Below are 26669 nucleotides of genomic sequence, written 5' to 3'. Positions count from 1 at the left end.
TCAGTCATGGAAGCATTCACCAAGCACACCGGCCGGGCCGTCCCGCTGCGCCGCAGCAACGTCGACACCGACCAGATCATCCCTGCTCACTGGCTCAAGAAGGTCACCCGGGACGGGTTCGAGGACGGGCTGTTCGAGGCCTGGCGCAAGGACGAGACGTTCATCCTCAACCAGCCCGAGCGCAAGGGCGCGACCGTCCTGGTCGCCGGCCCCGACTTCGGCACCGGCTCCTCTCGTGAGCACGCCGTGTGGGCGCTGCAGAACTACGGCTTCAAGGCCGTCATCTCCTCCCGCTTCGCCGACATCTTCCGCGGCAACTCGCTCAAGAACGGCCTGCTCACGGTCGTTCTGGACCAGAAGATCGTGGAGGCGCTCCAGGAGCTGAGCGAGAAGGACCCCGAGGCCGAGATCACCGTCGACCTGGAGGCCCGCGAGGTGCGCGCCGAGGGCATCACGGCGAGCTTCGAGCTGGACGAGAACTCCCGCTGGCGGCTGCTGAACGGGCTGGACGACATCTCCATCACCCTCCAGAACGAGGCCGACATCGCCGCGTACGAGGCCAAGCGGCCCTCGTTCAAGCCGCGGACGCTCGAGGTCTGACCGCGCCCCTCGCGCGACCCAACTGAACAGGTCGAGTTTCGGCCACCGAACACCCCCCGCTGTACCCCCGATCAGCCCGATCGGGGGTACAGCCGTGTCTGCACCCGAACGGCCCTGCGCCCGCCCGAAACGCTTCTCAACTTCCCCCGTTAGAAGGGGTGTTGCAGGGGTACGCGAAAGTCGTGGCCGCGGCTTCGGCGCGCGCCCGGAAGGCCGTTTGAGGCGGCAGTTGCACCCTGAGCGGGCGACAACTCGCCCCAGATGGCACAATCTGTGCATGGAACACGACGGCCAACTCGAGCTCTATGCGGCGGTCGCGGACCAACTCAAGGAAGCGCACACAAGGGTGCGCGCACTGCAAGTCCCGGAGGGCGTACGGATGGCGCTGACCCGGAAGCTGCTGGTCATTACGGCCGCGGCCAAGCACGATCTCGCCGATGCGGCAAGGCGTCTGGAGGCCTTCACGGCGGACCTCGACGCGGGTCGATTCCCCGAAGAGGAACGCTGAACAAGTCCGAGACAGCCGAACCCGTTGCGGCACAAGGGTGATAAGCCCGTTTCGTGTTTGATTTGCGGTATATATCTGCCTAACGTGCGAAAAAGCCTGAACAGTTTCGTTCGGGCGATGTCTCCGAAGGGGAAGACGTGAACAAGGCGCAGCTCGTAGAAGCGATTGCCGACAAGGTCGGTGGCCGTCAGCAGGCCGCCGACGCGGTCGACGCGGTCCTGGACGCCATCGTCCGCGCGACCGTGGCGGGGGACCGGGTCTCGGTCACCGGCTTCGGTTCGTTCGAGAAGGTCGACCGCCCGGCCCGGTACGCCCGCAACCCCCAGACGGGCGAGCGGGTTCGGGTCAAGAAGACCTCCGTTCCGCGCTTCCGTGCGGGCCAGGGCTTCAAGGACCTGGTGAGCGGCACGAAGAAGCTCCCGAAGAACGACGTCGCGGTCAAGAAGGCCCCCAAGGGCAGCCTGACCGGTGGGGCTTCCGCCACGGTCAAGAAGGCGGCGGCGAAGAAGGCCGCCCCGACGAAGAAGGCGACCGCCGCCGCGAAGAAGACCACGGCGAAGAAGACGACCGCCAAGAAGACCACGGCGGCCGCCAAGAAGACGACGGCGAAGAAGACGACGGCCAAGAAGACCACGGGCGCCGCCAAGACCACCGCCGCGAAGAAGACCACCGCCAAGAAGGCGACGGCCAAGAAGGCCCCGGCGAAGAAGGCGACCGCCAAGAAGGCGCCCGCCGCGAAGTCGACGGCCCGCAAGACCACCGCCAAGAAGGCCACCGCCCGCAAGAGGTAAGCGCGAGCGGTACTCACGCGCCGGGCCGGACTCCGTTCTGGGAGTCCGGCCCGCGGCGCGTTCAGAACGTCTGGAGGGTTACGACGGTGACCTTGTCGCCGTCCAGTTCGATCCGTACCCGCTGCCCGGGCCGCAGCAGCCTCAGACCGCCCGCGTCGAACGCCGGGGCGTCGAAGGGGACCGGGGTGCCGTCGTCCAGCAGCACGCTGCCGGTGCGGGTCTCGGCGTCGTAGGTGTATGCGGTGGCCTGCATGGTGGTCAGGGTAGTGCGTCGTTGTCGGCTGCGGGTTCGTCGTGGCTGGTCGCGCAGTTCCCCGCGCCCCTAAAAGCCTCTGATCAGCAGCCCTGCTGAGAAGCTCGCCGTCCGCGGTCCCACCCCCAGTGCCAGCGCCGCTCGCAGGTCCTCGCCCGTGTCCACGTCCTGGCGTACGGAGTCCACCCCGGAGAGGCAGAGCTCCACCGCCCCTGACGCCCGATGGCGGGCCCGGGAATCCGTTCCGAAAGCCGGGCGCAATTCCTGGCCCTCGCGGACCGCCAGCAGTGTCGTGCCTATTGCCGCCGCGTCCGGGAGGAATGCGCGCGGGAATTCCGCCGCCGCGTCCAGGACCCGGGCCAATTCCAGGGGGCGCAGAGCCGGCAGATCGGCGTTGAGGGCCGCTACGGCACGTCGGGGGTGTGCGGCCCGTACGACACCCGCCCCGTACGCCAGCGCCGCGTTCAGGCCGCCCCGGGGCTCGTCGGGGACGATGCGGGCGCCCAGGGCGGACAGCTCGCGGCCGGCCAGCGGGTCGTCCGTGACTACTGCCACATCCCCGACCGCCCGGCAGGCCAGCGCCGCTGCCACCGTGTCCTGGGCGAAGGCGAGGGCGAGGCCCGGGCGCAGCCCGTCCCCGGCGGTGTCCGAGAGCCTGCTCTTGGCCCGCGCCAGGGGCTTCAGGGGTATGACCAAGGTCCACTGCACGAGCGTTCCGTCCCTCTCTTGTCGCGGCCATTGTCACTCAGCCGTCACCTGGGCCATCTGGCGGTCGTCGCGGCGAGGCGTACGGTGTTCTCGACAGACCGGCGGCCTGGGGCGACACTTGTGCGGCCCTGAAGGCCCCTAGAGGAAGGTGTCCGCGTGCCCCGCCGCAGAATCGGCTTCTGGTACCGCTTGGCAGCGGTGATCGCCAAACCGCCGCTGGTGGTTCTGATCAAGCGGGACTGGCGCGGAATGGAGAACATTCCGGCTGATGGCGGATTTATCACCGCGGTGAACCACAATTCGCACATCGATCCCTTCGCGTACGCGCACTTTCAGTACAACACCGGCCGCGTTCCGCGATTCCTCGCGAAGAGCGGACTTTTCAAGAAGGGATTCGTCGGTGCCTTCATGCGCGGCACCGGACAGATCCCCGTCTACCGCGAGACCACGGACGCGCTGAGCGCCTTCCGCGCCGCGATCGACGCCGTGGAGCGCGGCGAGTGCGTCGCGTTCTACCCCGAGGGCACCATCACCCGGGATCCCGCGCAGTGGCCGATGACCGGCAAGACCGGCGCCGCGCGGGTGGCCCTGCAGACCAAGTGCCCGGTGATCCCGGTCGCCCAGTGGGGCGCCAACGAGCTGCTGCCGCCGTACGCCAAGAAGCTCAACCTCCGCCCGCGCAAGACCTCGCGGGTCCTCGCGGGCCCCCCGGTGGACCTGACGCCGTTCTACGACAAGGAGATGACCCCGGACCTCCTGAAGGACGCCACCGAGGTCATCATGGCCGCCATCACCCGCCAGCTGGAGGAGATCCGCGGCGAGAAGGCGCCCGCCACGCCCTACGACCCGCGCAAGGAGCGGATCGAGCAGCGCCGGCGGAGCCAGGCCGAGGCCGGCCACGAGGAGGAGAGCGCCAAGTGAGCACGACCGTCAAGGCGGCTGTCTTCGGCACCGGATCGTGGGGCACCGCCTTCGGCATGGTCCTCGCCGACGCGGGCTGCGAGGTCACCCTGTGGGGCCGCCGCGCCGAACTCGCGGAAGCCGTCAACTCCACGCGTACGAACCCGGACTACCTTCCCGGCGTCGAACTCCCGGTGAACCTGCGGGCGACGACGGACGCCGCCGAGGCCGCGCGCGACGCAGACTTCACCGTTCTCGCCGTCCCCTCGCAGACGTTGCGCGGCAACCTCGCCGAATGGGTGCCGGTGCTCGCGCCCGACACCGTCCTCGTGTCGCTGATGAAGGGCGTCGAACTCGGCTCCGCCATGCGGATGAGCGAGGTCATCGAGGACGTCGCCAAGGTGGGGCAGGACCGCGTCGCCGTGGTCACCGGCCCCAACCTCGCGCGCGAGATCGCCGCCCGGATGCCGGCCGCCGCGGTGGTCGCGTGCACCGACGAGGCGGTCGCGCAGAAACTCCAGTCCGCCTGCCACACGCCGTACTTCAGGCCGTACACCGAGACGGACGTGGTCGGCTGTGAGCTCGGCGGCGCGGTGAAGAACGTCATCGGGCTCGCCGTCGGCATCGCGGACGGCATGGGGCTCGGCGACAACGCCAAGGGCTCGCTCATCACGCGCGGCCTCGCGGAGACCGCGCGGCTCGGTGTCGCGCTCGGCGCCGACCCGCTCACCTTCGCCGGACTCGCCGGTCTCGGTGACCTGGTGGCGACCTGCTCCTCGCCGCTCTCGCGCAACCACACCTTCGGCACCAACCTCGGCAAGGGCATGACCCTCCAGGAGACCATCGCGGTCACCAAGCAGACCGCCGAGGGCGTCAAGTCCTGTGAGTCCGTGCTGGATCTGGCCCGCAGGCACGGCGTCGACATGCCGATCACCGAGACGGTCGTCGCCATCGTGCACGAGGGCAAGCCTCCGGTGGTCGCCGTCAAGGAGCTGATGTCGCGCAGCGCGAAGCCCGAACGACGCTGAGCGACGCCGGGGCGACGCCACTCCGGCCACGCTGTATCGGGGCTCTACCAACGGGTACTCTCAACGCGATATGAGCACCGAGAACCTCCCCCAGAGCCCTGAGCAGCCGTCTCGCAAGCCGCGCGTGGCCGTCGTGTTCGGCGGGCGCAGCTCCGAACACGGGATCTCCGTGGTCACCGCCGGCGCCGTCCTGAAGGCCATCGACCGGACCAAGTACGACGTCCTGCCGATCGGCATCACCCAGGACGGCCGTTGGGCGCTCACCGCCGACGAGCCGGACCGTATGGCGATCACCGAGCGCCGTACGCCCAACGTCGACGAGCTGGCCGAGTCGCACGAGGGCGGCGTGGTGCTCCCCGTCGACCCCGCGAACCGCGAAGTCGTCTACAGCGAACCGGGATCGGTGCCCAAGGCGCTCGGCGAGGTCGACGTCGTCTTCCCCGTCCTGCACGGCCCCTACGGCGAGGACGGCACCCTCCAGGGTCTGCTGGAGCTCTCCGGTGTCCCGTACGTCGGCTCGGGCGTGCTCGCCTCGGCCGTCGGCCAGGACAAGGAGTACATGAAGCGGGTGTTCACCTCCTTCGGGCTCAAGGTCGGCCCGTACGTGGTGATCCGGCCCCGTGAGTGGGAGCAGGACGAGTCGGCCGCCCGCAAGAAGATCGTCGACTTCGCCGGCGAGCACGGCTGGCCGCTGTTCGTGAAGCCCGCGCGCGCGGGTTCGTCGATCGGCATCACCAAGGTCGACGACCTGTCCGGGCTCGACGAGGCGATCGCCGAGGCCCAGCGGCACGACCCGAAGATCCTCGTCGAGGCGGCCCTGCGCGGCCGTGAGATCGAGTGCGGCGTCCTGGAGTTCGAGGACGGCCCGCGTGCCTCGGTGCCCGCGGAGATCCCGCCGCCGGACGCCCACGCGTACTACGACTTCGAGGCCAAGTACATCGACTCCACCCCGGGCCTGGTGCCGGCGCCGCTGACGCCGCAGGAGACCGCCGAGGTGCAGCGGCTCGCGGTGGACGCCTTCGACGCGGCCTCCTGCGAGGGGCTGGTCCGCGCGGACTTCTTCCTCACCGAGGACGGCGAGTTCGTGATCAACGAGATCAACACGATGCCGGGCTTCACGCCGATCTCGATGTACCCGCAGATGTGGCAGGCGACCGGGATCGGCTACCCGGAGCTGGTGGACCGGCTGATCCAGGCGGCGCTGCGACGCTCCACGGGGCTGCGGTAGCGGTCACTTCCCGTAGGGGATCGCCTTCTTGATCGACGCGGCCATGTCGGTCAGCATCCCCGCGGTGTCCCGGCCCTTCGGGACCGTCACCTCGACGTACACCTTGCGATTGGCCGTGGTGAAGCGGGTCGAACCGTCGTCCTGCTTCTCCATGAGCCACTCCACACCGTTCACCTCACCGGCGATCGCGTCCGGGTCGCTCCCGGTGGCCACCTTGGGGTCGACCATCTTCGGCGGCCGGGTGACACCGCAGCGCAGTATGATCGCCGGGCTTCCCCAGCCCGCGGTCAGCGCGGACGCGGGCTCGGGATCGTGCCGGTCGAGACCGTCGACCTTGTCCGGCAGGACACTGTCCAGGTTCCGGCACAGCTTCGCGACCTCGGCCGTGGGGTTGGGAACCGTCACCGAGTCGCTGTCGTCTGCTGATGAGCAACCTGTGGTGATGATCAGCAGGGCGAGCGCGGGCAGGCCGATGAGCCGGTGACGGTAAGAGTTCACCGGCCAAGGGTAGACGGGGGCTACAGATGCACGACCGGGCAGGTCAGGGTGCGCGTGATGCCGTCCACTTGCTGGACCTTCGCGACCACCAGCCGACCGAGGTCGTCGACGGTGTCCGCCTGGGCCCGCACGATCACGTCATAAGGTCCTGTCACGTCCTCGGCCTGGATCACTCCAGGAATCTTGCTGATCGTCTCGGCGACGGTCGACGCCTTGCCGACCTCCGTCTGGATCAGGATGTACGCCTGTACCACGGAACCTCCAGGGCGGCCACGAGGATCATGTGGGGAAAAGGAACGCCACGGTATCGCGTCGCCGCTCGCCGCGGGGAGACCTGCGGGGGCGCGGACACCCGCGCCGGGGTGCAGACATGGCAGAAGTCGACGGTCACTTCGACCGTATCGAGGACACTGGTCACGCGCGACCGGGCACGGCAAGGGACAGAAGGGGCGAAAGGGCAATGAAGGGCACTGTTGGTGAGCTCGGGGAGTTCGGGCTCATCAGGGAGCTCACCTCCCGTCTCACCACCACCCCGGCGGTCCGGGTCGGCCCCGGCGACGACGCCGCGGTGGTGGCCGCTCCCGACCGCCGGGTCGTGGCCAGCACCGACATCCTCCTGGAGGGGCGGCACTTCCGCCGGGACTGGTCCACGGCCTACGACGTGGGCCGCAAGGCCGCCGCACAGAACCTCGCGGACATCGCCGCCATGGGCGCCGTGCCGACGGCCCTGCTGCTCGGCCTGGTCGTCCCGGCCGAACTCCCGGTGACCTGGCCGTCCGAGCTGATGGACGGCCTGCGCGACGAGTGCCAGGTCGCGGGCGCCTCGGTGGTCGGCGGAGACGTCGTACGCGGGGACATGATCATGGTGTCCATCACCGCGCTCGGCGATCTGCGCAACCAGGAGCCCGTCACGCGGGCCGGCGCTCAGCCCGGCGACCTCGTGGCCGTGACGGGCTGGCTGGGCTGGTCGGCCGCCGGGTACGCGGTGCTGTCGCGCGGTTTCCGCTCGCCGCGGGCCTTCGTGGAGGCGCACCGGCGTCCCGAGCCGCCGTATCACGCGGGACCGGCGGCGGCGGGCCTCGGCGCGACCGCCATGTGCGACGTGAGCGACGGGCTGATCGCCGACCTCGGGCACATCGCGGAGGCCAGCAAGGTCCGCATCGACATCCGCTCCGGCGCGATCGACATCCCGTCCCAGATGAACGACATCGGGCAGGCCGTCGGCGTCGACCCCATGCAGTGGGTGCTGACCGGGGGAGAGGACCACGCGATCGTGGCCACCTTCCCGCCGGACGTGAAGCTGCCCGCCCGCTGGAAGGTCATCGGCGAGGTCCTCAACCCCTCGGCGCTGCCCCAGGTGACCGTCGACGGGGCGCCGTGGACGAGCAAGGGCGGCTGGGACCACTTCGGGGACATCGAGTCGTGAAGCCCCCCTGCGTGCTGACGGTGGCGGGCTCCGACTCCGGCGGAGGAGCCGGAATCCAGGCCGACTTGAAGACGATGCTCGCGCTCGGCGTGCACGGCATGAGCGTCGTCACCGCCGTCACCGCGCAGAACTCCCTGGGCGTGCAAGGGGCTTGGCCGCTGCCCGTGGAGGTCGTGCGGGCCCAGTACCGCAGCGTCGTCGACGACATCGGCGTACAGGCCGTCAAGACCGGCATGCTGGCCTCGGCCGAACTCGTCGAGGCGGTGGCCGAGTTGCTCGCCGGAACCGACGCCCCGGCGGTCGTCGACCCGGTCGGGGTGTCGAAGCACGGCGACTCACTGCTGGCCGACTCGGCGCTGGAGTCGGTGCGCACCCGGCTGCTCCCGGCGGCGACCGTGGCGACCCCGAACCTCGACGAGGTGGCCCAGCTGACCGGGGTGCGTGTCGAGTCCGAGGGGGACCTGCGGCGGGCCGCCGGGGCCGTGCTCTCGTACGGCCCGAAGTGGGTGCTCATCAAGGGCGGTCACCTGACCGGGGACGCCGTCGATCTGCTGACCGACGGCTCAGAGGAGCACTGGCTGCGGGCACCGCGCCACGACAACCGGCACACCCATGGCACGGGCTGCACGCTGGCTTCGGCGATCGCGTCGGAGCTGGCGAAGGGGCGGTCCGTGCCGGAGGCGGTGGCGGCGGCCAAGGAGTACGTCACCGGGGCGATCAAGGGTGGGTTCGCGCTGGGCGCCGGCATCGGCCCCGTCGACCATGCGTGGCAGTTCACGGCGTAGGCACGGCAAAAAGCCGGCCCACCTCTCGGTGGACCGGCTCAGTGCAGCGAACCAGCAGTGGCCGCGCGCTTAGCTGTGCGTCAGCGCGAGACCTTGCCGGCCTTGATGCACGAGGTGCAAGCGTTCACGCGCTTCGGCGTCCCGCCGACCACGGTACGGACGCGCTGGATGTTCGGGTTCCAGCGACGGGACGTACGGCGGTGCGAGTGCGAGATGTTGTTGCCGAAGCCCGGCCCCTTGCCGCAGACGTCGCAGTTGGCAGCCACGGGTCACTCCAAAGACTTCAGATGCACTTACGGTTGGCTCCCGGCAAGCCGGGATCGAGATCGTAGGATCAGAGATCTGAGTGGCGCTGCCAGGGGAATGGCCCGATCGGATCGGGCAACCGGAGCAGCATACAACGACTGCGCCAGTAGAACGAAACTACCATGGCTGCTCAGGGCCCTGCTCCCGGCCCTCTTCCGGTGGACACCTTCCCGGGGTCTACGCTGCGTCCACGTCCAGCAGTCCAAGGAGGCGCAGGTGGCGCAGGTGCCGCAGACATTCTTCGATGCTCTCGCGGTGCGCACCTGGTGCGGTCTCGCGCTGGAGGCGCTCGGGCGGGCGCGCGAGGAGATCGACGCGATCAATGTCTATCCCGTGGCCGACGGCGACACCGGCACCAACCTGTATCTGACCGCGGAGTCCGCGGCGGCGGCCGTCGAGGCCGTCTTCACCGCCTACGACGAGAACGGCCGGCCCTCGCTGGCCGACGCGGCCCGCGCGATGGCGCACGGCGCCCTCGTAGGCGCCCGCGGGAACTCCGGGACGATCCTCGCCCAGCTGCTGCGCGGCATGGCCCAGGTCCTCGCCGGCGACAGTGAGGCGTCTCATACCGACGGGACCGGCCTCCGCCTCGCCCTGCGGCGCGCGGCCGACTCCGCGCGCGAGGCCGTGGCCCACCCGGTGGAGGGCACGGTCCTGTCCGTCGCCTCGGCCGCGGCCGACGCCGCCGAAGGGAGCGAGGGCGACTGCGGGGCGGTCGCGCGGGCCGCCTACGACGGGGCCCGGGCGGCGCTCGCGGCGACCCCGGGGCAGCTTGCCGTCCTGGAACGGGCCGGGGTGGTCGACGCGGGCGGCCGGGGGCTGGTGGCGGTGCTCGGGGCGCTGGTGGAGACGTTCACCGGGGAGGTGCCGCGCATGGTGGCGCCTGCTTCCCCTGGGCACGCGCGCGTGGATGCCGTTGCCGATTTTTCCGACACGGCGCCCATGGCGGCTGCCGACGAGTGCGCCGATGTGCCCGTGGAGGCCGATGGGCCCGCCTTCGAGGTGATCTACCTCCTGGAGGCCGAGGACGCCGCCGTGGCCCGGCTGCGGACCCGACTCGACGCCCTGGGGGACTCGCTCGTCGTCGTCGGGGGCGACGGGCTGTGGAACGTCCATGTGCATGTCGACGACGCGGGCGCGGCCGTGGAGGCGGGCGTCGAGGCGGGGCGGCCGTACCGGATCCGGATCACGCACTTCGCGCTCGGTGACGTCCACACGCGCGGGGGCGAGCGGCCGCCCCGGGAGCGGGTGCAGCGGGCGGTCGTCGCCGTCGTGCCGGGCGAAGGGCTGGCCGGGCTCTACACGGAGGCGGGCGCCACCACCGTGCTCGCGCGCCCCGGCGAGCCGCCCGCCAGCGGGGAGATCGTCGAGGCCGTACGACGGGCCCACGCGCGCGAGGTCGTGCTGCTGCCCAACGACGCCGACCTGCGCCACACCGCGGCCGCCGCGGCCGAGCAGGCCCGCGCCGAGGGCATCCGGGTCGCCCTGATCCCGACCCGCTCCGCGGTCCAGGGCATCGCCGCGCTCGCCGTGCACGAACCCGGACGCCGCTTCGACGAGGACGTCGTCTCGATGACCTCGGCCGCCGGCGCCACCCGCTACGCCGAGATCGCCGTCGCCGAACGCCAGTCCTGGACCCTGGCCGGCATCTGCGAGGCGGGCGACGTCCTCGGCCTCATCGACGGCGACGTGGCCGTGATCGGCTCCGACATCACCTCCGCCGCCGAGACCGTCCTGGACCGCATGCTGTCGGCGGGCGGCGAACTCGTGACCCTCGTCCTCGGCGACGACGCCCCCGACTCCATCGCCGACCACCTCGAAGCACGCGTGCGTGAGGCGTACCTCGCCGTCGACACCGTGGTGTACCGGGGCGGACGGCAGGGCGCGCTGCTGCTCATCGGGGTCGAGTAGCGCCCCGGTCGTTCAGCGACTGTCAGTCGTCCAGCACCTGGAGCATCTGCTGGGCCTCCGCGCAGCGCGCCTGTGCCGTCTCCTCGTCCTCGTCCTCGTCGTACGCCCCAGGGGCCTCGTACGGCTCGTAGTCCTCGTACGCCGCCAGCACCGCACGCGCGCGTGCCGCCGCGCGCTCGGGGCGGCTGAGGTCGGCCTCCAGCCAGCCCGCGGCGAGCTCGGCGCCGGTGCGGCTGTGCAGGGCGTCGTCGCCGAGGGACGCGAACACCACGATGGCCTCGGTCATCTGGGCGAGGGCGTCCTCCAGGGCGGCCTGGATCGTCTCGTCCTCGGCGTCCTCGGCGGCCGAACGGGCGAGCAGGTCGCCGTACTGCCGATGGGTGTGCCCGAGTTCGGCGACGAGCCGCTGGCGGGCCTCGTCGGCCACGGAGTCCGCGCCCAGCGCCTCCCCGCACTCCCGCACCGCCTCCGCCATCAGCTCCCGGGCCTCGTCCTGCCCGCCCTCCGCGCGCAGCGCCAGCCACGCGCGGGCGCGCAGCGAGCGGACCAGCCCGTGCACGTCACCGACCTCGCGCCACAGCTCGCCCGCGCGCGTGTACGCCCGGTCGGCCTCGTCGGGCAGCCCCGCCTCGCCGAGGGACTCGCCGGCGAGGTGGGCCAGCGTCGCGTGGTCCTGCTGTTCGGGCCACTCCCGGGCGAGCTCGGCGGCCCGGAGCCGGTGCTCGGCGGCCTCACGGTGCTCACCGAGCTCGCTCAGACAGTCGCCGAGCCACCACTGCGCCTGGACGACCGCGGCGTCGCCGTGCGTGTCGACGCTCAGGTCGGGCAGCGCCGACTCCAGCACCGCCGCCGCCTCGGCCCACCGGCCCTGCCGCAGCAGGAACCCGCCGAGCAGATGCCGCGCCCAGGCGCCGAGCGTGGGCCCGGCACCGGCCTCGTCGGCCCAGTGCGCCGCCTCCAGGGCCTGTTCGGCGGCCTCCTCCGGCTGCCCCGTGCCGCCGAGCACCTCGGCGAGCTGGAGGTGCAGCTGGGCCCGTCCGGTGGCCTCCAGATACGGTGCGCCGTGCGTCAGGGCCGCCCGCAGCGCCCACTCGGCCTGCCCGATGTCGCCGAGATGGTGGGCGAGCCCGGCCAGCCTCGCCTGGTACTCCACCGCGAACCACGGCAGCCCCGCCGCCACGAACCCCTCCGCGGCCCGCGCGAACAGCCCCGCGGCCCTCGGCAGGTCCCCGGCGTGCACCGCCAGCTCCGCGAGCATGGCCCGCGCCTCGGCGTCCCGCGAGCCGAGCCGCACGTCCTCGCCGGCCCGCCCGTCGACGAGCGCGAGCACCTCCCGGACGGCGGCCTCGGCCTCGGCCAGGACCGACGCCGGCACGGCACCCTCCTCCTCGGCCGCCTGCACCCGCCGCAGCAGGATCCGCGCCCGCCCCATCAGCACCGACGCCGTCTGCCGTACGCCGGTGCCGTCCTCGGCGTACAGGGCGAGGGCCTCGTCGTACGGCCCCGCGACCGCGGCCAGCGCGCCCTCCACATCACCGGCGAGGGCCCGCATGAACGCCCCACGCGTGCGTGCCGCGAGCGCCTCTCCCGGATCGCCCGCCGCCGCGTAGAGCTCGGCGGCGTCCTCGAACAGGTCCAGGCCCGCGGGGCCCAGGTCCATCGCCCGGTGGTCGACGATCTCCGCCCGGTCGCGCGGGTCGAGCTCGACGCCCTCCGCGGCCCGCGCGACCGCCGCCCACGCCTCCACGGCGTTCGGCTGGAGGCCGTCGGACAGGCGGCGCGCCTCGGCGATCAGAGCGGTGAGGTCGCTCTCCGGCGCGGCGGGCTGGGGCGGAGCGGTCGGTGCGGTGGCCTCGCGGGCGGCGCGCACGCCCAACGGCAGCCGCTCGACCAGCGGTTCCCGCGTCATGCGCGCGCGTGCCCGGTCGCTGACGTACGTCGTGCCGTTGCGCCGGTCGAACTGCCCGGCCAGGTCCAGGGCCTCCGTACGCGCGTGTGCCGCCAGTTCACGGGCGGTCCACGTCCGGCCGGCCGGTCCCGGCACCGGGTGGTCGCCCAGGTCGAGGCCGGTCAGCCGGTCCATGAGCAGCGTGACCACGCTCAGGAACTCCAGCTTGCCGCGCGGATGCCCGCTGTCCGTGAAGTACGCCGGGCGTTCCGCGAGCAGCTCCAGACCGCGGGCCTCGTTGCCGGTCAGCGCGCAGAACTCCACATGGTCGGCGTACGCGGAGCGCATGCTCTCCATGGCCCGCACCAGCCGAAAGCCCCGCAGATGGTTGGCCCGCGCCTCGTCCAGGCGGCCCAGCCGCAGCAGCGGGACCAAGGAGGAGGCCAGGACGGTGTGCGGTTCGTGCGCGCAGGTGAACTCGCCCTCCAGGACCGGCGCCCACAGCCGCAGCGCCTCCGCGTCCCGGCCCTGCTCCGCCCGCCACCAGCCCTGCCCGTTCAGCTCGCACGCGTGGCAGTCGGCCATGGCGTCCCGGTCGGCGGCCAGCCACGCGGCGAACGCCCGCTCCGCGCGCGCGGTGTCCCCGACATGCGCGGCCACCGTGAACTCGACGCTGCGCACCGCCCGCTCGGAGTGCCCGGCGAGCCGGTAGCGGTGCTCCATCTCGCCGAGCCACTTCTCTATGGAGGCCAGCGGGATGTGCGGCTGGTCGAGCATCCCGGACGACATCCACTTGAAGACCCAGTGCAGCGAATGGGCCTCGTACTCGTCGAAGTCCTCGGGCCGCTCGTCCCACATGCGCAGCAGACGCGCGAAGGGGACGAACATCTTGTCCTTCTCGGAGCTGTAGTTGTAGACCTTCAGCTGGTGCCCGAGCGCCTCGATCACGGCGAGCGGGATGTTCAGCTTCTCCGCCTCGGCCAGCAGCTGCTCCGCGCGCGCGTTGCGGGCCGGGCCCTCCGGCTGCTCGCCGTTCTCCGCCATCGCCCGGCGCAGCGCGTCGAAGTCCGCGATCTCCCCCATCAGTGCCCCTCCTCGCCGTTCGTCGCCCACTCCAGCAGTCCGATGAAGGCCCGGTTCAGCAGCGCCGAGTCGGCGGGCCGGAGCGGCCGCTGCGCCATCAGCAGCGCCTGCCCGTACAGGGACTCCGTGGCGGTGCCGATCAGTTCCGGCCCGCGCAGCGAACTGATCCGCCGGATCAGCGGGTTGAGGTGGTTGAGCACCAGACGCGCGCGGGGGGTGGTGCCGCGCAGCGAGCCGAGGATGCCCGCCCACAGGTCGTCGGCCTGCGCCTCGGCGTCGGCGCGGGCCTGCTCGTGGCGGGCGGCGCGGTCGTCCAGGTGCAGGGCGGGCACGGTGAGCGGGTGGAAGGCGCGCAGGACGACATCACAGCCCAGCGGGTCGAGCGTGGCCCGCGCCGCCGCCAGGAAGCCGGCCAGCGCCAGCTCCTCGGCCGGGTCGACGGCGTCCAGATGCGCGGTCACGGTGTCCGCGTCCAGCTCCGCCACCACCGTCCCCGGCCGCACCGACGGCAGCGCCTGGACCAGGTCGCTGTCGTACGTGTAACCGCCGTTCACCACCCCGATGCCCTGCGCCGACGCGATGGGCGCGACCTGCCGGAACTCCTCGACGGTCCGCGTGAAGTGCACGACCGGGTGGCGCCGCGCGAACTCCGCCAGGGACACAGGCCCGTCGGTCGTCTCGAAGGGCAGCCACGGCAGCATCGTGCGCAGCATCTCCGCGTCGTGCCGCGCCAGCGACTTCACGCCCAGGTGGTGCACCGACAAGAACGCCGCCAGCCGTTCCGGATCGCCCGCGGCGAGCCCCGTCAGCCAGGACCGAATCCTTTCCCCCAGCGCCTCCCGTACGGCGGCCAGCGTCTCGTCCTCGTACAGCGCCTCCCGCGACGCGGTGGGCCTCAGACTGTCCGTGTCGAGCACGCACCGCACGAAGAACGCCCAGTCCGGCAGGAGCTGTTCGGCCCGCTCGGTCAGCAGCATCCCCTTGAGGTGGACGCGATGTGTCGCCCGCTGCGCCGGACTGACCGCCGACGGCAGGACGTACGCCATCCCGCGGACCCCCGCGAGCGGCACGTTCAGCTCGATCGAGTCCAGTGGAGTGAACCCGAACAGGTCATGGCAGTGCCGCGCCAGGGCCACCCTGCGGGCGGCGGGGGAGGGGTGGGACCGGTCCCAGGGCGCCGGCAGATCGGTGACCGCCTCGCCGTCCACCCGCACGTCGTACGGCAGCAGCGCGCCGAAGTCCCGCGCCAGCGTCAGGACCCGCTCCGGCGCCAGCCACTCCCCGGCCCCCGCCCGGGCCGTCAGGTGCACGGTGGTGCCGGGCTCGGGCCGGGCCTCGGGCGCCAGCGTCCGCACGGTGTACGAACCGTCGTCGCTCGCCGTCCACTCCACCGGCGCCGCGTCCGGCGTACGGGCGCTGCGGCTGACCACCCGGATCCGCTCGGCCACCACGAAACAGGCGAGCAACCCGATGCCGAACTGCCCGAGGAACTCGGACCGCGCCTCCTGGATCCCCTCGGCCCGCTTCGAGCTGCGGCCGATGGTGGCCAGCAGTTCGTGCACGTCCGTCTCGGTGAGACCCACGCCGGAGTCCTCGACCCGCAGGGCGCCGCCGGTCGTGTACAGCCGTACCTGGGCCGGGGCGCCCGGCTGTTCGGCCCGCCGGGCGGTGATGGCGTCCACGGCGTTCTGCAGCAGCTCGCGCAGATAGACCTTCGGACTGGAGTAGAGGTGATGGGAGAGCAGGTCCACCAGACCACGCAGGTCGACCTGGAAGGTGTGGGACGGAGAAGCCTGGGATGCCTGTGAGGTCTGGGAGTCCATCGCAACGGCGCCGTGGGCGGGGGACGGTCTACGGCGCGGGGTCGGGCGGTCCCGGTGGGGCGGTGACCGCGGAGGGGATGGCCGGAGGCGCGCCATCCTAAAGCCGGAACAGCCCGCCTGACCAGGTGTTTCGCAAGACGTATACGGCAATGTCAGTGGGGTGGTGTGCAATGGATCTCGTGCCCGCGCTCGAAGAACCACTGAAAAAGGTGCTCGGCCCACCCACCGCGAAGGTGATGGCCGAGCATCTCGGCCTGCACACCGTCGGCGACCTCCTCCACCACTACCCGCGCAGATACGAGGAGCGGGGCCAGCTCACGCACCTCGCCGACCTCCCCATGGACGAGCACGTCACCGTGGTGGCGATGGTCGCCGACGCCCGCCTGCACACCTTCGCCTCCGCCAAGGCCCCGCGCGGCAAGGGCCAGCGCCTCGAAGTGACCATCACGGACGGCAACGGCCGCCTCCAGCTCGTCTTCTTCGGCAACGGCGTCCACAAGCCCCACAAGGAGCTCCTGCCGGGCACCCGCGCGATGTTCGCGGGCAAGGTCTCCGTCTTCAACCGCCGGCTCCAACTGGCGCATCCGGCGTACGAGTTGCTACACGGCGAAGCTGACGAGACGGTCGAGACCTGGGCCGGCGCCCTCATCCCGATCTACCCCGCCACGGCCAAGCTGGAGTCCTGGAAGATCGGCAAGGCCATCCAGACGGTCCTGCCCAGCGCCCAGGAGGCGGTCGATCCGCTCCCGGACTCCCTGCGCGAGGGCCGAGGGCTCCTGCCGCTGCCGGAGGCTCTCCTCAAGATCCACCGTCCGCATACCAAGGCCGACATCGACGACGCCCGCTCGCGCCTCAAGTGGGACGAGGCCTTCGTCCTCCAGGTCGCCCTCGCCCGCCGCCGCCACGCCGACGCGCAGCTCCCGGCGGTGGCCCGCAAACCCAAGCCGGACGGCCTCCTGGCCGCCTTCGACGACCGTCTCCCCTTCACCCTCACCGAGGGCCAGCAAAAGGTCTCCAAGGAGATCTTCGACGACCTGGCCACGGAGCATCCGATGCACCGGCTGCTTCAGGGAGAGGTCGGTTCGGGCAAAGCTCAGCCTCTTGACTCGCTGGTGCTCACGCCCGCCGGTTTTCGTCGCATGGGGGACTTGAGGGTCGGGGAGGAGATCGTCGTGCCGGACGGGGACATCGCGTTGATCGACGGTGTCTACCCGCAAGGCGAGCGAGAGGTCTGGCGCCTGATCCTGTCCGATGGGAGCTCCGTCGAGTGCGACGACGAGCATCTCTGGATCGTCGGTACGAGTTGTGGGTGGCACCGAGGCCAGGCTCCCAAGGTCATGACGACTCGGGAGATCCGGCTGGACACCTTTAAAGCCAACGGATCTTCGAAGTGGTACCTCCCAACAGCTGCCCCGGTTGATCTCGGAGACGATTCGGGGTTGCCCCTCGATCCGTACCTGTTCGGTCTCCTCCTGGGGAACGGATCATTCCGACACAACCTGCGTCTGGCGACTGTGGACGACGAGATCCGGGGCGCTGTCGCGGCAGCAGTGGCGCCTGACTGCCGTCTGGTTCCCGTGAAGGGATCCCGTTGCGACAACACGATCCAACTGACACATCGGGTGGATGGCGCGCGCAATCCTGTGATTCAGACTCTGCGTGATCTGAACCTGTGGGGCACGACGTCGCACGGGAAGTTCGTTCCCGACGAGTTCAAGAACACTTCGATCAAGAACCGTCTCGCACTGCTGCAAGGGCTTCTCGATACCGATGGCACCGTCGGCAAGGACGGCCTGAGTATCTCGCTCTGTTCAGCCTCGCGGAGGCTCGCTGAAGACGTTGCGTGGCTTGTCCGATCGCTCGGTGGTCGCGCACGAGTCCTTCCGAAGAAGGCCGCCTTCAACGTCTCGGTAGCTCTGCCTGACGAGTACGCACCCTTCAGGGTCACCCGCAAGGCCGAGCGAGTGCGTTCGCGCCCCAAGTACAACACCTTCCGGCGGGGTATCCGCGCGGTGGAGCACGTGGGGCGAAAGCCCGTCCAGTGCATCAGCGTCGCCCATCCGAGCCATGCCTACGTCACCGACAACTTCACCGTCACACACAACACGATGGTCGCCCTGCGCGCCATGCTCGCCACCGTCGACGCGGGCGGCCAGGCCGCCATGCTCGCGCCCACCGAGGTCCTCGCCCAGCAGCATCACCGCTCCATCGTCGAGATGATGGGCGAGCTGGCCGAGGGCGGAATGCTGGGCGGCGCCGAGCACGCCACCAAGGTGGTGCTGCTGACCGGCTCCATGGGAGCGGCCGCGCGGAAACAGGCCCTGCTCGACCTCGTCACCGGCGAGGCCGGCATCGTCATCGGCACGCACGCGCTGATCGAGGACAAGGTCCAGTTCCACGACCTCGGCCTGGTCGTCGTCGACGAACAGCACCGCTTCGGCGTGGAGCAGCGCGACGCCCTGCGCGGCAAGGGCAAACAGCCCCCGCACCTCCTCGTGATGACGGCCACGCCCATCCCGCGCACGGTCGCGATGACGGTCTTCGGCGACCTGGAGACCTCCGTCCTCGACCAGCTCCCGGCCGGCCGCTCCCCGATCGCCAGCCATGTCGTCCCGGCCGCCGACAAGCCCCACTTCCTGGCCCGCGCCTGGGAACGGGTGCGCGAGGAGGTGGAGAACGGCCATCAGGGATACGTCGTCTGCCCCCGGATCGGCGACGACGAGGATGATTCGAAGAAGGCCCGCAAGTCCGCCGAGGACGAGGCCGAGAAGCGCCCGCCGCTGGCCGTCCTGGACGTCGCCGACCAGCTCGCCAAGGGCCCGCTGACCGGCCTCAAGGTCGAGGTGCTGCACGGCCGTATGCATCCCGACGACAAGGACGCGGTCATGCGCCGCTTCGCCGCCGGCGAGACCCACGTCCTGGTCGCCACCACCGTCATCGAGGTCGGCGTCAACGTCCCCAACGCCACCGCCATGGTGATCATGGACGCCGACCGCTTCGGCGTCTCCCAGCTCCACCAGCTCCGCGGCCGGGTGGGCCGAGGCGCCGCGCCGGGCCTCTGCCTCCTGGTCACGGAGATGCCGGAGGCCAGCGCCGCCCGCCAGCGGCTGAACGCGGTGGCGTCGACGCTGGACGGCTTCGAGCTCTCCCGCATCGACCTGGAACAGCGCCGCGAGGGCGACGTCCTCGGTCAGGCCCAGTCCGGCGCCCGCACCTCCCTGAAGGTCCTCGCCGTCATCGAGGACGAGGAGGTCATCGCGGAGGCGCGGGAAGAAGCGATGGCGGTGGTGGAGGCGGATCCGGAGCTGAAGAACCTCCCGGGCCTGCGGACAGCGCTCGATGCTCTCTTGGACGAGGAGAGGGAGCAGTACCTGGAAAAGGGGTGAGGGAGACTCCCTCAGGGGCGCGGGGCTGTAATCCATATGCGGCTACCGCCGCGCGGGCGCGACCAGCCACACTGAAACCTGAAGCCGCCCACGAATCAAGGACCGAAGATGACCCGCGTGATCGCCGGCGCAGCCGGCGGACGTCGCCTCGCCGTGCCGCCCGGCAACGGAACCCGCCCCACCTCCGACCGCGCACGCGAAGGTCTCCTCTCCACCTGGCAGTCCCTCCTGGGCGGCCCCCTGGACGGCGAGCGCGTCCTCGACCTCTACGCCGGATCGGGCGCCGTCGGCCTCGAGGCCCTCTCCCGCGGCGCGAGCCACACCCTCCTCGTCGAGGCCGACGCCCGCGCCGCCCGCACCATCCGCGAGAACGTCAAGAGCCTCGGCCTCCCGGGCGCCGAGGTCCGGGCGGGCAAAGCGGAGCAGATCATCCAGCAGCCGGCACCGGCCGAGCCGTACGACATCGTCTTCCTCGACCCGCCGTACCGAGTCACGGATCACGATCTTCGGGAGATTCTCCTCACACTCCGTTCGGGGGGCTGGCTCGCGGCGGAGGCGCTCGTCACCGTGGAGCGCAGCACCAGAGGCGGTGAATTCGGGTGGCCGGAGGGTTTTGAAGCACTCCGGTCCCGTCGTTACGGCGAGGGAACGTTTTGGTACGGTCGCGCCGCCTCTACGTGCGAAGACGCACGATGACCGGACCGGAGAGCGAGGGATCTCAAGTGCGCCGCGCCGTCTGTCCCGGGTCGTTCGACCCCATCACCAACGGACACCTCGACATCATTTCCCGCGCCTCCCGTCTGTATGACGAGGTCTACGTCGCGGTCATGATCAACAAGTCCAAGAAGGGCCTGTTCGAGGTCGACGAGCGGATCGAGCTGATCCGCCAGGTCACCGCCGAGTACGGGAACGTGAAGGTCGAGTCCTTCCACGGCCTCCTCGTCGACTACTGCAAGCAGCGCGACATCCCCGCGATCGTCAAGGGCCTGCGCGCGGTCAGCGACTTCGACTACGAACTCCAGATGGCCCAGATGAACAACGGGCTGTCCGGGGTGGAGACCCTGTTCGTCCCCACCAACCCCACCTACAGCTTCCTGTCCTCCTCGCTCGTCAAGGAGGTCGCCACCTGGGGCGGCGACATCGCCCACCTGGTGCCGCCGGTCGTCCTGGAGGCCCTCAACGAGCGCCTGCGCAAGGACTGATGGGGCTACAGTCGTCCCGTCCGTCTCCAACACAGCTGTAGAGAGTGGCGAGCACAGGTGGACGTGCAGAAGAAGCTCGACGAGATCGTCGCCGCGGTCTCCGGCGCCCGGTCGATGCCCATGTCGGCCTCGTGCGTGGTCAACCGCGCCGAACTGCTCGCGATGCTGGAGGAGGTCCGGGCCGCGCTGCCCGACTCCCTCGCCCAGGCCCAGGAGCTGATCGGCGACCGCGAGTCGATGGTCGAGCAGGCCCGCCAGGAGGCCGAGCGGATCATCTCCGGCGCGCACGCCGAGCGCGGCTCGCTGATCTCCGACACCGAGGTCGCCCGCCGCTCCCAGGCCGAGGCCGACCGCATCCTCAGCGAGGCCCGCAGGGAGGCCGAGGAGGTCCGCGCCGAGGCCGACGACTACGTCGACTCCAAGCTGGCCAACTTCGAGGTCGTCCTCACCAAGACCCTCGGCTCGGTCGGCCGCGGCCGCGAGAAGCTCCTCGGCACCGGCCCGGGCCTCGACGAGCAGGGCTACGAGGACGAGGACGCCCCCGAGCGCAGCCACGACCCCGAGACCCTGCGCCGCGACGCCGACGCCTACGTCGACACCAAGCTCGGCGCCTTCGAGGCGGTCCTCGCCAAGACCCTGGAGGCCGTCGGCAAGGGCCGCGCCAAGCTGCACGGCCGGATCGCCACCGACGACCTCGGCGCCCTCGCCGACGACGACAGCACCGTCCAGCACTCCAGCGACGCCGACTACCTCGCCGACCTCGCGGCCCTGGCCGAACAGGACACCCCGGCCGCCGCGGCCGTACCGCACCAGCAGCAGTACGACCAGCAGCATGCCTACGGCTACCAGCAGCAGGACACCTACGGCGGCGGCTACCCGCAGCAGCCGGCCTACGCCCAGCAGCAGGACCCCTACGGCTACCAGCAGGCCGACCCGTACGCGTACCAGGGCTACGACGCTCAGCAGGCCGCCTACGACGCCGGACAGGCCCAGCAGCAGGCCCAGCACGCCCAGCAGTCGTACGCCCTCGACGAGACCAGCCTCTTCGACACCGGCATGATCACGCCGGAGCAGCTGAGGGCCTACGAGCAGGGCCGCGGCCAGTAGGAAACCAGTGCGGGACCACCGGATTGGGCCGTGAGCGAAAGGTCCAGTATCCTGGCTCTTCGGTCGCGCGTACGTCCGCGATCAACGCTGCCCGGGAACACCGAAGGGCGGCGTCCCTCTGAGCTCGAAGATCGAAAGCAGGAATGGCTCCCAACGCTCACCTCGACCACCGCAAGCCTCTCGTGTTCGACACGCACGAGCTGGGGCGGCGGCCCGGTGCGCTGCAGCGCCTGACCCGTGAGATCGACGCTCCCAAGGATCTGGGGATCGCGGGAGTCGTCGGAGTGCCGGAAGGCGCCCCGGTGGAGCTCGAACTCCGGCTCGAGTCGGTCATGGAAGGGGTGCTTGTCACAGGCACCGCCCGTGCACAGGCCGAGGGGGAGTGCGTAAGGTGTCTGGAGCCGCTTGAGCTGGAGCTCGAAGCGGACTTCCAGGAGATGTTCTCGTACCCTGACGCCGACGATCGGGGCCGCCCCAAGGCGGAGCCGACCGACGACGCCGAGGAAGACGAGGACAGGCTCTTCATCGAGGACGGCCTGTTCGACCTCGAACCAGTGCTGCGTGACGCGGTGGTGCTTGCCCTGCCGATGCAGCCGGTGTGCCAGGACGACTGCCCCGGCCTGTGCTCCGAGTGCGGAGCCCGGCTGGCGGACGACCCGGACCACCACCACGACGCCGTCGACATCCGTTGGGCGGCACTGCAGGGACTCGCCGGTTCACTCGAAGATGGCGAGAAGGACGAGATGAGCGGCGCCGAAGCGGAAGCGGGCGTCGACGAGAAGCAGGAGAAGTAGCCGTGGCTGTTCCGAAGCGGAAGATGTCGCGCAGCAACACGCGCCACCGCCGGTCGCAGTGGAAGGCTGCGGTCCCCACCCTGGTTGCGTGCGAGCGCTGCCACGAGCCCAAGCAGCAGCACATCGCGTGCCCGTCTTGCGGCACCTACAACAAGCGCCAGGTCCTCGAGGTCTGAGCGGCTGGTGAGAGGCACTGTGTCCACGCCGAAGAAGAACTCTGCGGAGAACACGGCCTCGTCCCACACGCTGTTGGAAGGGCGGCTCGGGTACAAGCTCGAGTCCGCCCTTCTGGTGCGTGCGCTGACCCACCGGTCCTACGCGTACGAGAACGGCGGTCTGCCGACCAACGAGCGCCTGGAGTTCCTCGGGGACTCCGTCCTCGGCCTCGTGGTCACGGACACGCTGTACCGCACCCACCCCGACCTGCCCGAAGGCCAGCTGGCCAAGTTGCGGGCCGCGGTGGTCAACTCTCGTGCGCTGGCGGAGGTCGGCCGCGGGCTCGACCTGGGCTCCTTCATCCGGCTCGGCCGCGGTGAAGAGGGCACGGGCGGCCGGGACAAGGCGTCCATCCTCGCCGACACCCTCGAAGCGGTGATCGGCGCGGTCTATCTCGACCAGGGTCTGGACGCGGCGGGCGAACTCGTCCACCGGCTCTTCGACCCGCTGATCGAGAAGTCCTCCAACCTCGGTGCCGGCCTGGACTGGAAGACCAGTCTCCAGGAGCTCACCGCGACCGAAGGACTCGGTGTCCCCGAGTACCAGGTCTCGGAGACCGGCCCCGACCACGAGAAGACCTTCACTGCTGCCGCCCGCGTCGGAGGCGTCTCGTACGGCACCGGCACCGGCCGCAGCAAGAAGGAGGCGGAGCAGCAGGCCGCCGAGTCCGCCTGGCGGTCCATCCGGGCTGCGGCGGACGAGCGCGCCAAGGCTGCCGCGGAGGCCGCCGCGAAGGCCGTCGAGGCCGACGCGGATGCCGACGAGGCGTCCGCCTCCGCCTGACCGAACAGAGCAGTACACCGAGCGCCCGTCCCGCCCCGGGGCGGGCGCTCGGCTCATACACCGGCTTGTCACGGGGGATGCGATGCCCGAGTTGCCCGAGGTAGAGGTCGTACGCCGAGGTCTGGAGCGGTGGGTCGCCCACCGTGCCGTCGCCGAGGCCGAGGTGCTGCACCCGCGTGCCGTACGCCGTCACCTCGCCGGTGCCGACGACTTCACGCACCGCCTCAAGGGCCATCGCATCGGCGTGCCCAGCAGGCGCGGCAAGTATCTGTGGCTGCCCCTGGAGGACACCAACCAGTCGGTGCTGGCGCACCTCGGCATGAGCGGCCAACTCCTGGTCCAGCCGCACGAGTCACCCGACGAGAAGCACCTCAGGATCCGGGTGCGGTTCGCGGACGGCCTCGGCACCGAGCTCCGCTTCGTCGACCAACGCACCTTCGGCGGACTGTCGTTGCACGACAACACCGAGGACGGTCTGCCCGACGTCATCGCGCACATCGCCCGCGACCCGCTGGACCCGCTCTTCGACGACGAGGCCTTCCACCAGAACCTCCGTCGCAAGCGCAGCACCATCAAACGGGCCCTGCTGGACCAGTCGTTGATCAGCGGCGTCGGCAACATCTATGCGGACGAGGCGCTTTGGCGCGCCCGCATCCACTACGAGCGCCCGACCGCCGGCTTCACGCGCCCGCGCACGGCCGAACTCCTGGGCCACGTGCGGGATGTGATGAACGCGGCCCTGGCGGTCGGCGGCACCAGCTTCGACAGCCTGTACGTCAACGTCAACGGGGAGTCCGGCTACTTCGACCGCTCGCTCGACGCGTACGGCCGTGAGGGCCTGCCCTGCAAGCGGTGCGGTACGCCGATGCGCCGGCGGCCGTGGATGAACCGGTCGAGCTACTTCTGCCCGAAGTGTCAGAGGGCGCCGCGCGTCTCGTCGTAGCGCCGGCGTGCGTCGAGCACGTCGTCCATCCGGCCCTCCAGGAAGCGGATGAGGCCGAGCAGCCGCGTGGCCAGCTGCTGACCGAGCGGCGTCAGTTCGTAGTCCACGCGGGGCGGGTTGGTCGGCTGGGCCTCGCGGTGCACCAGGCCGTCGCGCTCCAGCGCGTGCAGGGTCTGGGACAGCATCTTCTCGCTCACGCCGTCGACGCGACGGCGCAGCTCGTTGAAGCGCAGCGAGCCCTCGTGCAGCGCGCCGAGCGTGAGCGCGCCCCAGCGGCCGGTGATGTGCTCCAGCGTGCCCCGCGACGGGCAGGCCTTGGCGAACACGTCGAAAGCCAGGTCCTGGCCCCGCTCCGGCGTGCGCTCCTGCGTGATGTCCATGATTCAAGCGTACTCGAACGCAGCGCTAACCGGTAGGTTGCACTAACCAGAAGTTAGTGCTTTCCTTTTCTCATCGTCAGTGACCTGCGCATCCCAGGAGAACGCATCGTGACCAGCCCTGTCGTTTCCATCGCCTACCACTCCGGCTTCGGCCACACCGCCGTCCTCGCCGAGGCCGTCCGCGCCGGTGCGCAGGAGGCCGGGGCCGAGGTGCATCTGATCAACGTCGCCGAGATCACCGAGGAGGAGTGGGCCGTCCTCGACCGCTCCGACGCGATCGTCTTCGGCTCACCGACCTACATGGGCACCGCCTCCGGCCCGTTCCACGTCTTCGCCGAGGCCACCTCCAAGCGCTGGTTCGGGCAGGACTGGAAGGACAAGCTGGCCGCCGGCTTCACCAACTCCGGCTCCAAGAGCGGCGACAAGCTGCACACCCTGCAGTTCTTCCAGATCCTCGCCGCACAGCACGGCATGCACTGGATCAACCTCGGTCTGCACCCGGGCTGGAACAACAGTGAGGGCTCCGAGCACGACCTCAACCGCCTCGGCGTGTTCGCGGGTGCCGCCGCGCAGACCAACGTCGACGAGGGCCCGGACGCCGTCCACAAGGCGGACGTGGCGACCGCCGAGCACCTCGGGCGCCGGCTGGCCGAGACGGCGAAGGTGTTCGCGCACGGCCGCGCCGCCCTCGCCGCGTAGACAGCCGCGCGGACATCGGGACATGCGGAGGGGCTCCCACCCGGTCATCGGATGGGAGCCCCTCGTCGTCTGTGCCGCGTCGTCCGTGCCGCGTCGTGCGTGCCGCTAGTAGCCGAAGTCCTGGGTCCACCAGGGGCCGCCGGCCCCGAAGTGGACGCCGACGCCCAGCGTCTTGAAGTCGCAGTTCAGGATGTTCGCCCGGTGGCCCTCGCTGTTCATCCAGGCCTCCATCACCGCCGCGGCGTCGGCCTGGCCCCGGGCGATGTTCTCGCCGCCCAGGTTGCTGATGCCGGCCGCCTCGGCCCGGTCCCAGGGGGTGTTGCCGCTGGGGTCGGTGTGGTCGAAGAAGCCCTGGTCGGCCATGGCGTCGCTGAAGTCCTCGGCGAGCTTGCCCAGTGCGCTGTTCGCGGAGACCGCGCTGCAGCCCGCCTTCGCCCGCTCCTCGTTGACGAGCTTGAGCACCTCGGCCTCGGCCTGCGCCTCCGCGGAGATGGTGATGCCCGGGGCCGTGCTGCTCTGCGGCGCCTTGGTGGCCGTCTTCGAGGGTTTCGCCTCCGGCTCCTCGGTGGGCTTCTTCGTCGGCTTCTCGGTCGGTTCCTCGGTGGGTGCCGTCGTCGAGGGCGACGCGGAGACGGGCGGCGTCGGCGAGGCCGCGCGGTCGCCGCCGCGGCTGGCCGCCTCGTCGTCCCGGCCGGCGTCGGCGCTGCCGGAGGTGCCGCCCTGCTCGGTGGCCGAGTTGGTCGGGGTGTCCGCGGCCTGCACCTTGTCGCCGCCGCTGCCGCCGCCGATCTTGTAGTTGTCGAGGCCCGGCACCACACCGGTGGCGACCGCGACGGTGCCGATGGCGACCGCCGCGGAGACCCCGAGCAGACCGGTCTTCACCGGCGTCACGACCCGCTTCTTACGACGCCGGCGCGAGCCCCCGCGCCGCGGCCCGTCGGCCGGCGAGAAACCCTCGCTCGGGAGCATGACGGTGCTCATGGTCCCCGTGGCCTGGGCGTACTCGTCGTCGGTCGCGTAGAGGTAGGCGTCGCTGCGGGAGTGCGCCTCGGGGTTCAGATAGGGCGCGATGCCGATCGTGGGGTACTCGCCGCTGTGCGGGCCCCGGGCGTCGGCCTCGAAGTCGTAGGAGAACTGGCGGTCGATGCCGTACGCGTGCTGGTCGATGTCGTACGCGTCCTGCTGGTCGAAGCCGTACGAGTGCTGCGGGTCGTAGCCGCTCGTGTACGAGCCGTCTGTCTGTGTGACCCCCGTGGCGCGGCCCGTGGCGGCGCGGCCGGCGGCGGAGCGTCGGTGGCGTCCCATGTGTCCTGGCCTTCCTCGTCCTTTGCGGCCGACTCGTCCCCGGCGGTCGGACCGAACTCACAAAACCCACACGATCGAGTGAGTTTCGTATGAGATTCATTGGCAGGGGACGGTACCG

General features: G+C 70.8%; 27 protein-coding genes. 18 read left to right on the top strand and 9 right to left on the bottom strand.

The features are described from left to right. The first annotated feature begins 6 nt into the window (after positions 1–6). From leuD to ACFUO4_RS35505, 3 genes are all read left to right on the top strand, one after another. Entirely contained in the window at positions 7–600 is a 594-nt protein-coding gene (gene leuD / locus ACFUO4_RS35515) for a 3-isopropylmalate dehydratase small subunit (protein WP_383492619.1), read from the top strand. Between the two features lie 277 nt (positions 601–877). After that, complete coding sequence (locus ACFUO4_RS35510; protein WP_079310414.1) at positions 878–1108, top strand: hypothetical protein; 231 nt, start codon at positions 878–880, stop codon at positions 1106–1108. Positions 1109–1245: 137 nt separating this feature from the next. Beyond that, on the top strand, positions 1246–1899 hold the full coding sequence (locus tag ACFUO4_RS35505) for an HU family DNA-binding protein (protein ID WP_079310413.1): 654 nt from the start codon (positions 1246–1248) through the stop codon (positions 1897–1899). A gap of 61 nt (positions 1900–1960) precedes the next feature. On the opposite strand, the gene ACFUO4_RS35500 is transcribed toward ACFUO4_RS35505, so the two are convergent. Continuing rightward, entirely contained in the window at positions 1961–2152 is a 192-nt protein-coding gene (locus tag ACFUO4_RS35500; protein WP_383492615.1) for a hypothetical protein, read from the bottom strand. A 69-nt stretch (positions 2153–2221) separates the two neighbouring features. Beyond that, positions 2222–2860 (bottom strand): 2-phospho-L-lactate guanylyltransferase, encoded by a 639-nt coding sequence (gene cofC / locus ACFUO4_RS35495; protein WP_383492612.1) that lies wholly within the window; start codon positions 2858–2860, stop codon positions 2222–2224. A 156-nt stretch (positions 2861–3016) separates the two neighbouring features. On the opposite strand from cofC, the gene ACFUO4_RS35490 reads away from it, so the two are divergent. From ACFUO4_RS35490 to ACFUO4_RS35480, 3 genes are all read left to right on the top strand, one after another. Further along, entirely contained in the window at positions 3017–3781 is a 765-nt protein-coding gene (locus ACFUO4_RS35490) for a 1-acyl-sn-glycerol-3-phosphate acyltransferase (protein ID WP_079310412.1), read from the top strand. Further along, entirely contained in the window at positions 3778–4788 is a 1011-nt protein-coding gene (locus tag ACFUO4_RS35485) for an NAD(P)H-dependent glycerol-3-phosphate dehydrogenase (protein ID WP_079310411.1), read from the top strand. Before ACFUO4_RS35490 ends, ACFUO4_RS35485 begins: the two co-directional genes overlap by 4 nt. 70 nt (positions 4789–4858) lie before the next feature. Beyond that, positions 4859–6016 (top strand): D-alanine--D-alanine ligase family protein, encoded by a 1158-nt coding sequence (locus ACFUO4_RS35480; RefSeq protein ID WP_383492608.1) that lies wholly within the window; start codon positions 4859–4861, stop codon positions 6014–6016. 3 nt (positions 6017–6019) lie between these two features. Here ACFUO4_RS35480 and ACFUO4_RS35475 read toward each other — a convergent pair whose 3' ends face one another. Together ACFUO4_RS35475 and ACFUO4_RS35470 are read right to left on the bottom strand one after the other, a co-directional pair. Further along, positions 6020–6514 (bottom strand): DUF3515 domain-containing protein, encoded by a 495-nt coding sequence (locus ACFUO4_RS35475; RefSeq protein WP_079310410.1) that lies wholly within the window; start codon positions 6512–6514, stop codon positions 6020–6022. 20 nt (positions 6515–6534) lie between these two features. Next, positions 6535–6768, bottom strand: a complete 234-nt coding sequence (locus ACFUO4_RS35470) for an Lrp/AsnC family transcriptional regulator (RefSeq protein WP_020121007.1) — start codon at positions 6766–6768, stop codon at positions 6535–6537. Between the two features lie 206 nt (positions 6769–6974). On the opposite strand from ACFUO4_RS35470, the gene ACFUO4_RS35465 reads away from it, so the two are divergent. Together ACFUO4_RS35465 and thiD are read left to right on the top strand one after the other, a co-directional pair. Then, complete coding sequence (locus ACFUO4_RS35465; protein ID WP_079310409.1) at positions 6975–7940, top strand: thiamine-phosphate kinase; 966 nt, start codon at positions 6975–6977, stop codon at positions 7938–7940. Beyond that, a complete protein-coding gene (thiD, locus tag ACFUO4_RS35460) occupies positions 7937–8725 on the top strand; it encodes a bifunctional hydroxymethylpyrimidine kinase/phosphomethylpyrimidine kinase (RefSeq protein ID WP_128112243.1) in 789 nt (262 codons plus the stop codon). The genes ACFUO4_RS35465 and thiD overlap by 4 nt, the downstream gene beginning before the upstream one ends. Before the next feature lie 80 nt (positions 8726–8805). Here thiD and rpmB read toward each other — a convergent pair whose 3' ends face one another. Then, positions 8806–8991, bottom strand: a complete 186-nt coding sequence (gene rpmB, locus ACFUO4_RS35455; RefSeq protein ID WP_003993230.1) for a 50S ribosomal protein L28 — start codon at positions 8989–8991, stop codon at positions 8806–8808. Between the two features lie 256 nt (positions 8992–9247). On the opposite strand from rpmB, the gene ACFUO4_RS35450 reads away from it, so the two are divergent. Next, entirely contained in the window at positions 9248–10942 is a 1695-nt protein-coding gene (locus ACFUO4_RS35450; RefSeq protein WP_383492603.1) for a DAK2 domain-containing protein, read from the top strand. Between the two features lie 22 nt (positions 10943–10964). Here the strand turns inward: ACFUO4_RS35450 and ACFUO4_RS35445 are convergent, their stop codons facing one another. Next, positions 10965–13913, bottom strand: coding sequence for a tetratricopeptide repeat protein (locus ACFUO4_RS35445; protein ID WP_383492600.1), 2949 nt, complete (start codon positions 13911–13913; stop codon positions 10965–10967). Beyond that, entirely contained in the window at positions 13913–15736 is a 1824-nt protein-coding gene (locus tag ACFUO4_RS35440) for an HSP90 family protein (protein WP_383492597.1), read from the bottom strand. Before ACFUO4_RS35440 ends, ACFUO4_RS35445 begins: the two co-directional genes overlap by 1 nt. 170 nt (positions 15737–15906) lie before the next feature. Here ACFUO4_RS35440 and ACFUO4_RS35435 point away from each other — a divergent pair, with 170 nt between their 5' ends. From ACFUO4_RS35435 to mutM, 8 genes are all read left to right on the top strand, one after another. Further along, complete coding sequence (locus ACFUO4_RS35435; protein ID WP_383492594.1) at positions 15907–19122, top strand: helicase-related protein; 3216 nt, start codon at positions 15907–15909, stop codon at positions 19120–19122. Positions 19123–19200: 78 nt separating this feature from the next. After that, positions 19201–19818 (top strand): 16S rRNA (guanine(966)-N(2))-methyltransferase RsmD, encoded by a 618-nt coding sequence (gene rsmD, locus ACFUO4_RS35430; RefSeq protein WP_383492894.1) that lies wholly within the window; start codon positions 19201–19203, stop codon positions 19816–19818. 26 nt (positions 19819–19844) lie between these two features. Next, the gene (gene coaD / locus ACFUO4_RS35425) at positions 19845–20324 is read left to right on the top strand and encodes a pantetheine-phosphate adenylyltransferase (protein WP_383492591.1); all 480 of its coding nucleotides are present in this window, start codon (positions 19845–19847) and stop codon (positions 20322–20324) included. A 57-nt stretch (positions 20325–20381) separates the two neighbouring features. Next, a complete protein-coding gene (locus ACFUO4_RS35420; protein WP_383492588.1) occupies positions 20382–21431 on the top strand; it encodes a DivIVA domain-containing protein in 1050 nt (349 codons plus the stop codon). 143 nt (positions 21432–21574) lie between these two features. Then, positions 21575–22225, top strand: coding sequence for a DUF177 domain-containing protein (locus ACFUO4_RS35415; RefSeq protein WP_059198056.1), 651 nt, complete (start codon positions 21575–21577; stop codon positions 22223–22225). A gap of 2 nt (positions 22226–22227) precedes the next feature. After that, on the top strand, positions 22228–22401 hold the full coding sequence (gene rpmF / locus ACFUO4_RS35410; protein ID WP_003951102.1) for a 50S ribosomal protein L32: 174 nt from the start codon (positions 22228–22230) through the stop codon (positions 22399–22401). 7 nt (positions 22402–22408) lie between these two features. Further along, a complete protein-coding gene (gene rnc, locus ACFUO4_RS35405) occupies positions 22409–23224 on the top strand; it encodes a ribonuclease III (RefSeq protein ID WP_373559695.1) in 816 nt (271 codons plus the stop codon). A gap of 82 nt (positions 23225–23306) precedes the next feature. Then, on the top strand, positions 23307–24167 hold the full coding sequence (gene mutM, locus ACFUO4_RS35400) for a bifunctional DNA-formamidopyrimidine glycosylase/DNA-(apurinic or apyrimidinic site) lyase (protein ID WP_079310404.1): 861 nt from the start codon (positions 23307–23309) through the stop codon (positions 24165–24167). Here the strand turns inward: mutM and ACFUO4_RS35395 are convergent. Then, complete coding sequence (locus ACFUO4_RS35395; RefSeq protein WP_383492584.1) at positions 24140–24547, bottom strand: winged helix-turn-helix transcriptional regulator; 408 nt, start codon at positions 24545–24547, stop codon at positions 24140–24142. The two genes, mutM and ACFUO4_RS35395, sit on opposite strands and share 28 nt — an antisense overlap. A 108-nt stretch (positions 24548–24655) precedes the next feature. Between ACFUO4_RS35395 and ACFUO4_RS35390 the strand changes: the two genes are divergently transcribed. Continuing rightward, positions 24656–25246: a flavodoxin family protein gene (locus tag ACFUO4_RS35390; RefSeq protein WP_079310402.1), complete on the top strand. Its 591-nt coding sequence runs from the start codon at positions 24656–24658 to the stop codon at positions 25244–25246. Between the two features lie 105 nt (positions 25247–25351). Here ACFUO4_RS35390 and ACFUO4_RS35385 read toward each other — a convergent pair whose 3' ends face one another. Beyond that, entirely contained in the window at positions 25352–26551 is a 1200-nt protein-coding gene (locus tag ACFUO4_RS35385; protein ID WP_383492581.1) for a CAP domain-containing protein, read from the bottom strand. Positions 26552–26669 lie beyond the last annotated feature (118 nt).

Source organism: Streptomyces sp. NPDC057280 (genome assembly GCF_042668605.1).
Taxonomy (GTDB): domain Bacteria; phylum Actinomycetota; class Actinomycetes; order Streptomycetales; family Streptomycetaceae; genus Streptomyces.
Note: the sequence above shows the minus strand (reverse complement) of the source record. Positions and strands in the feature narration are given on the sequence as shown.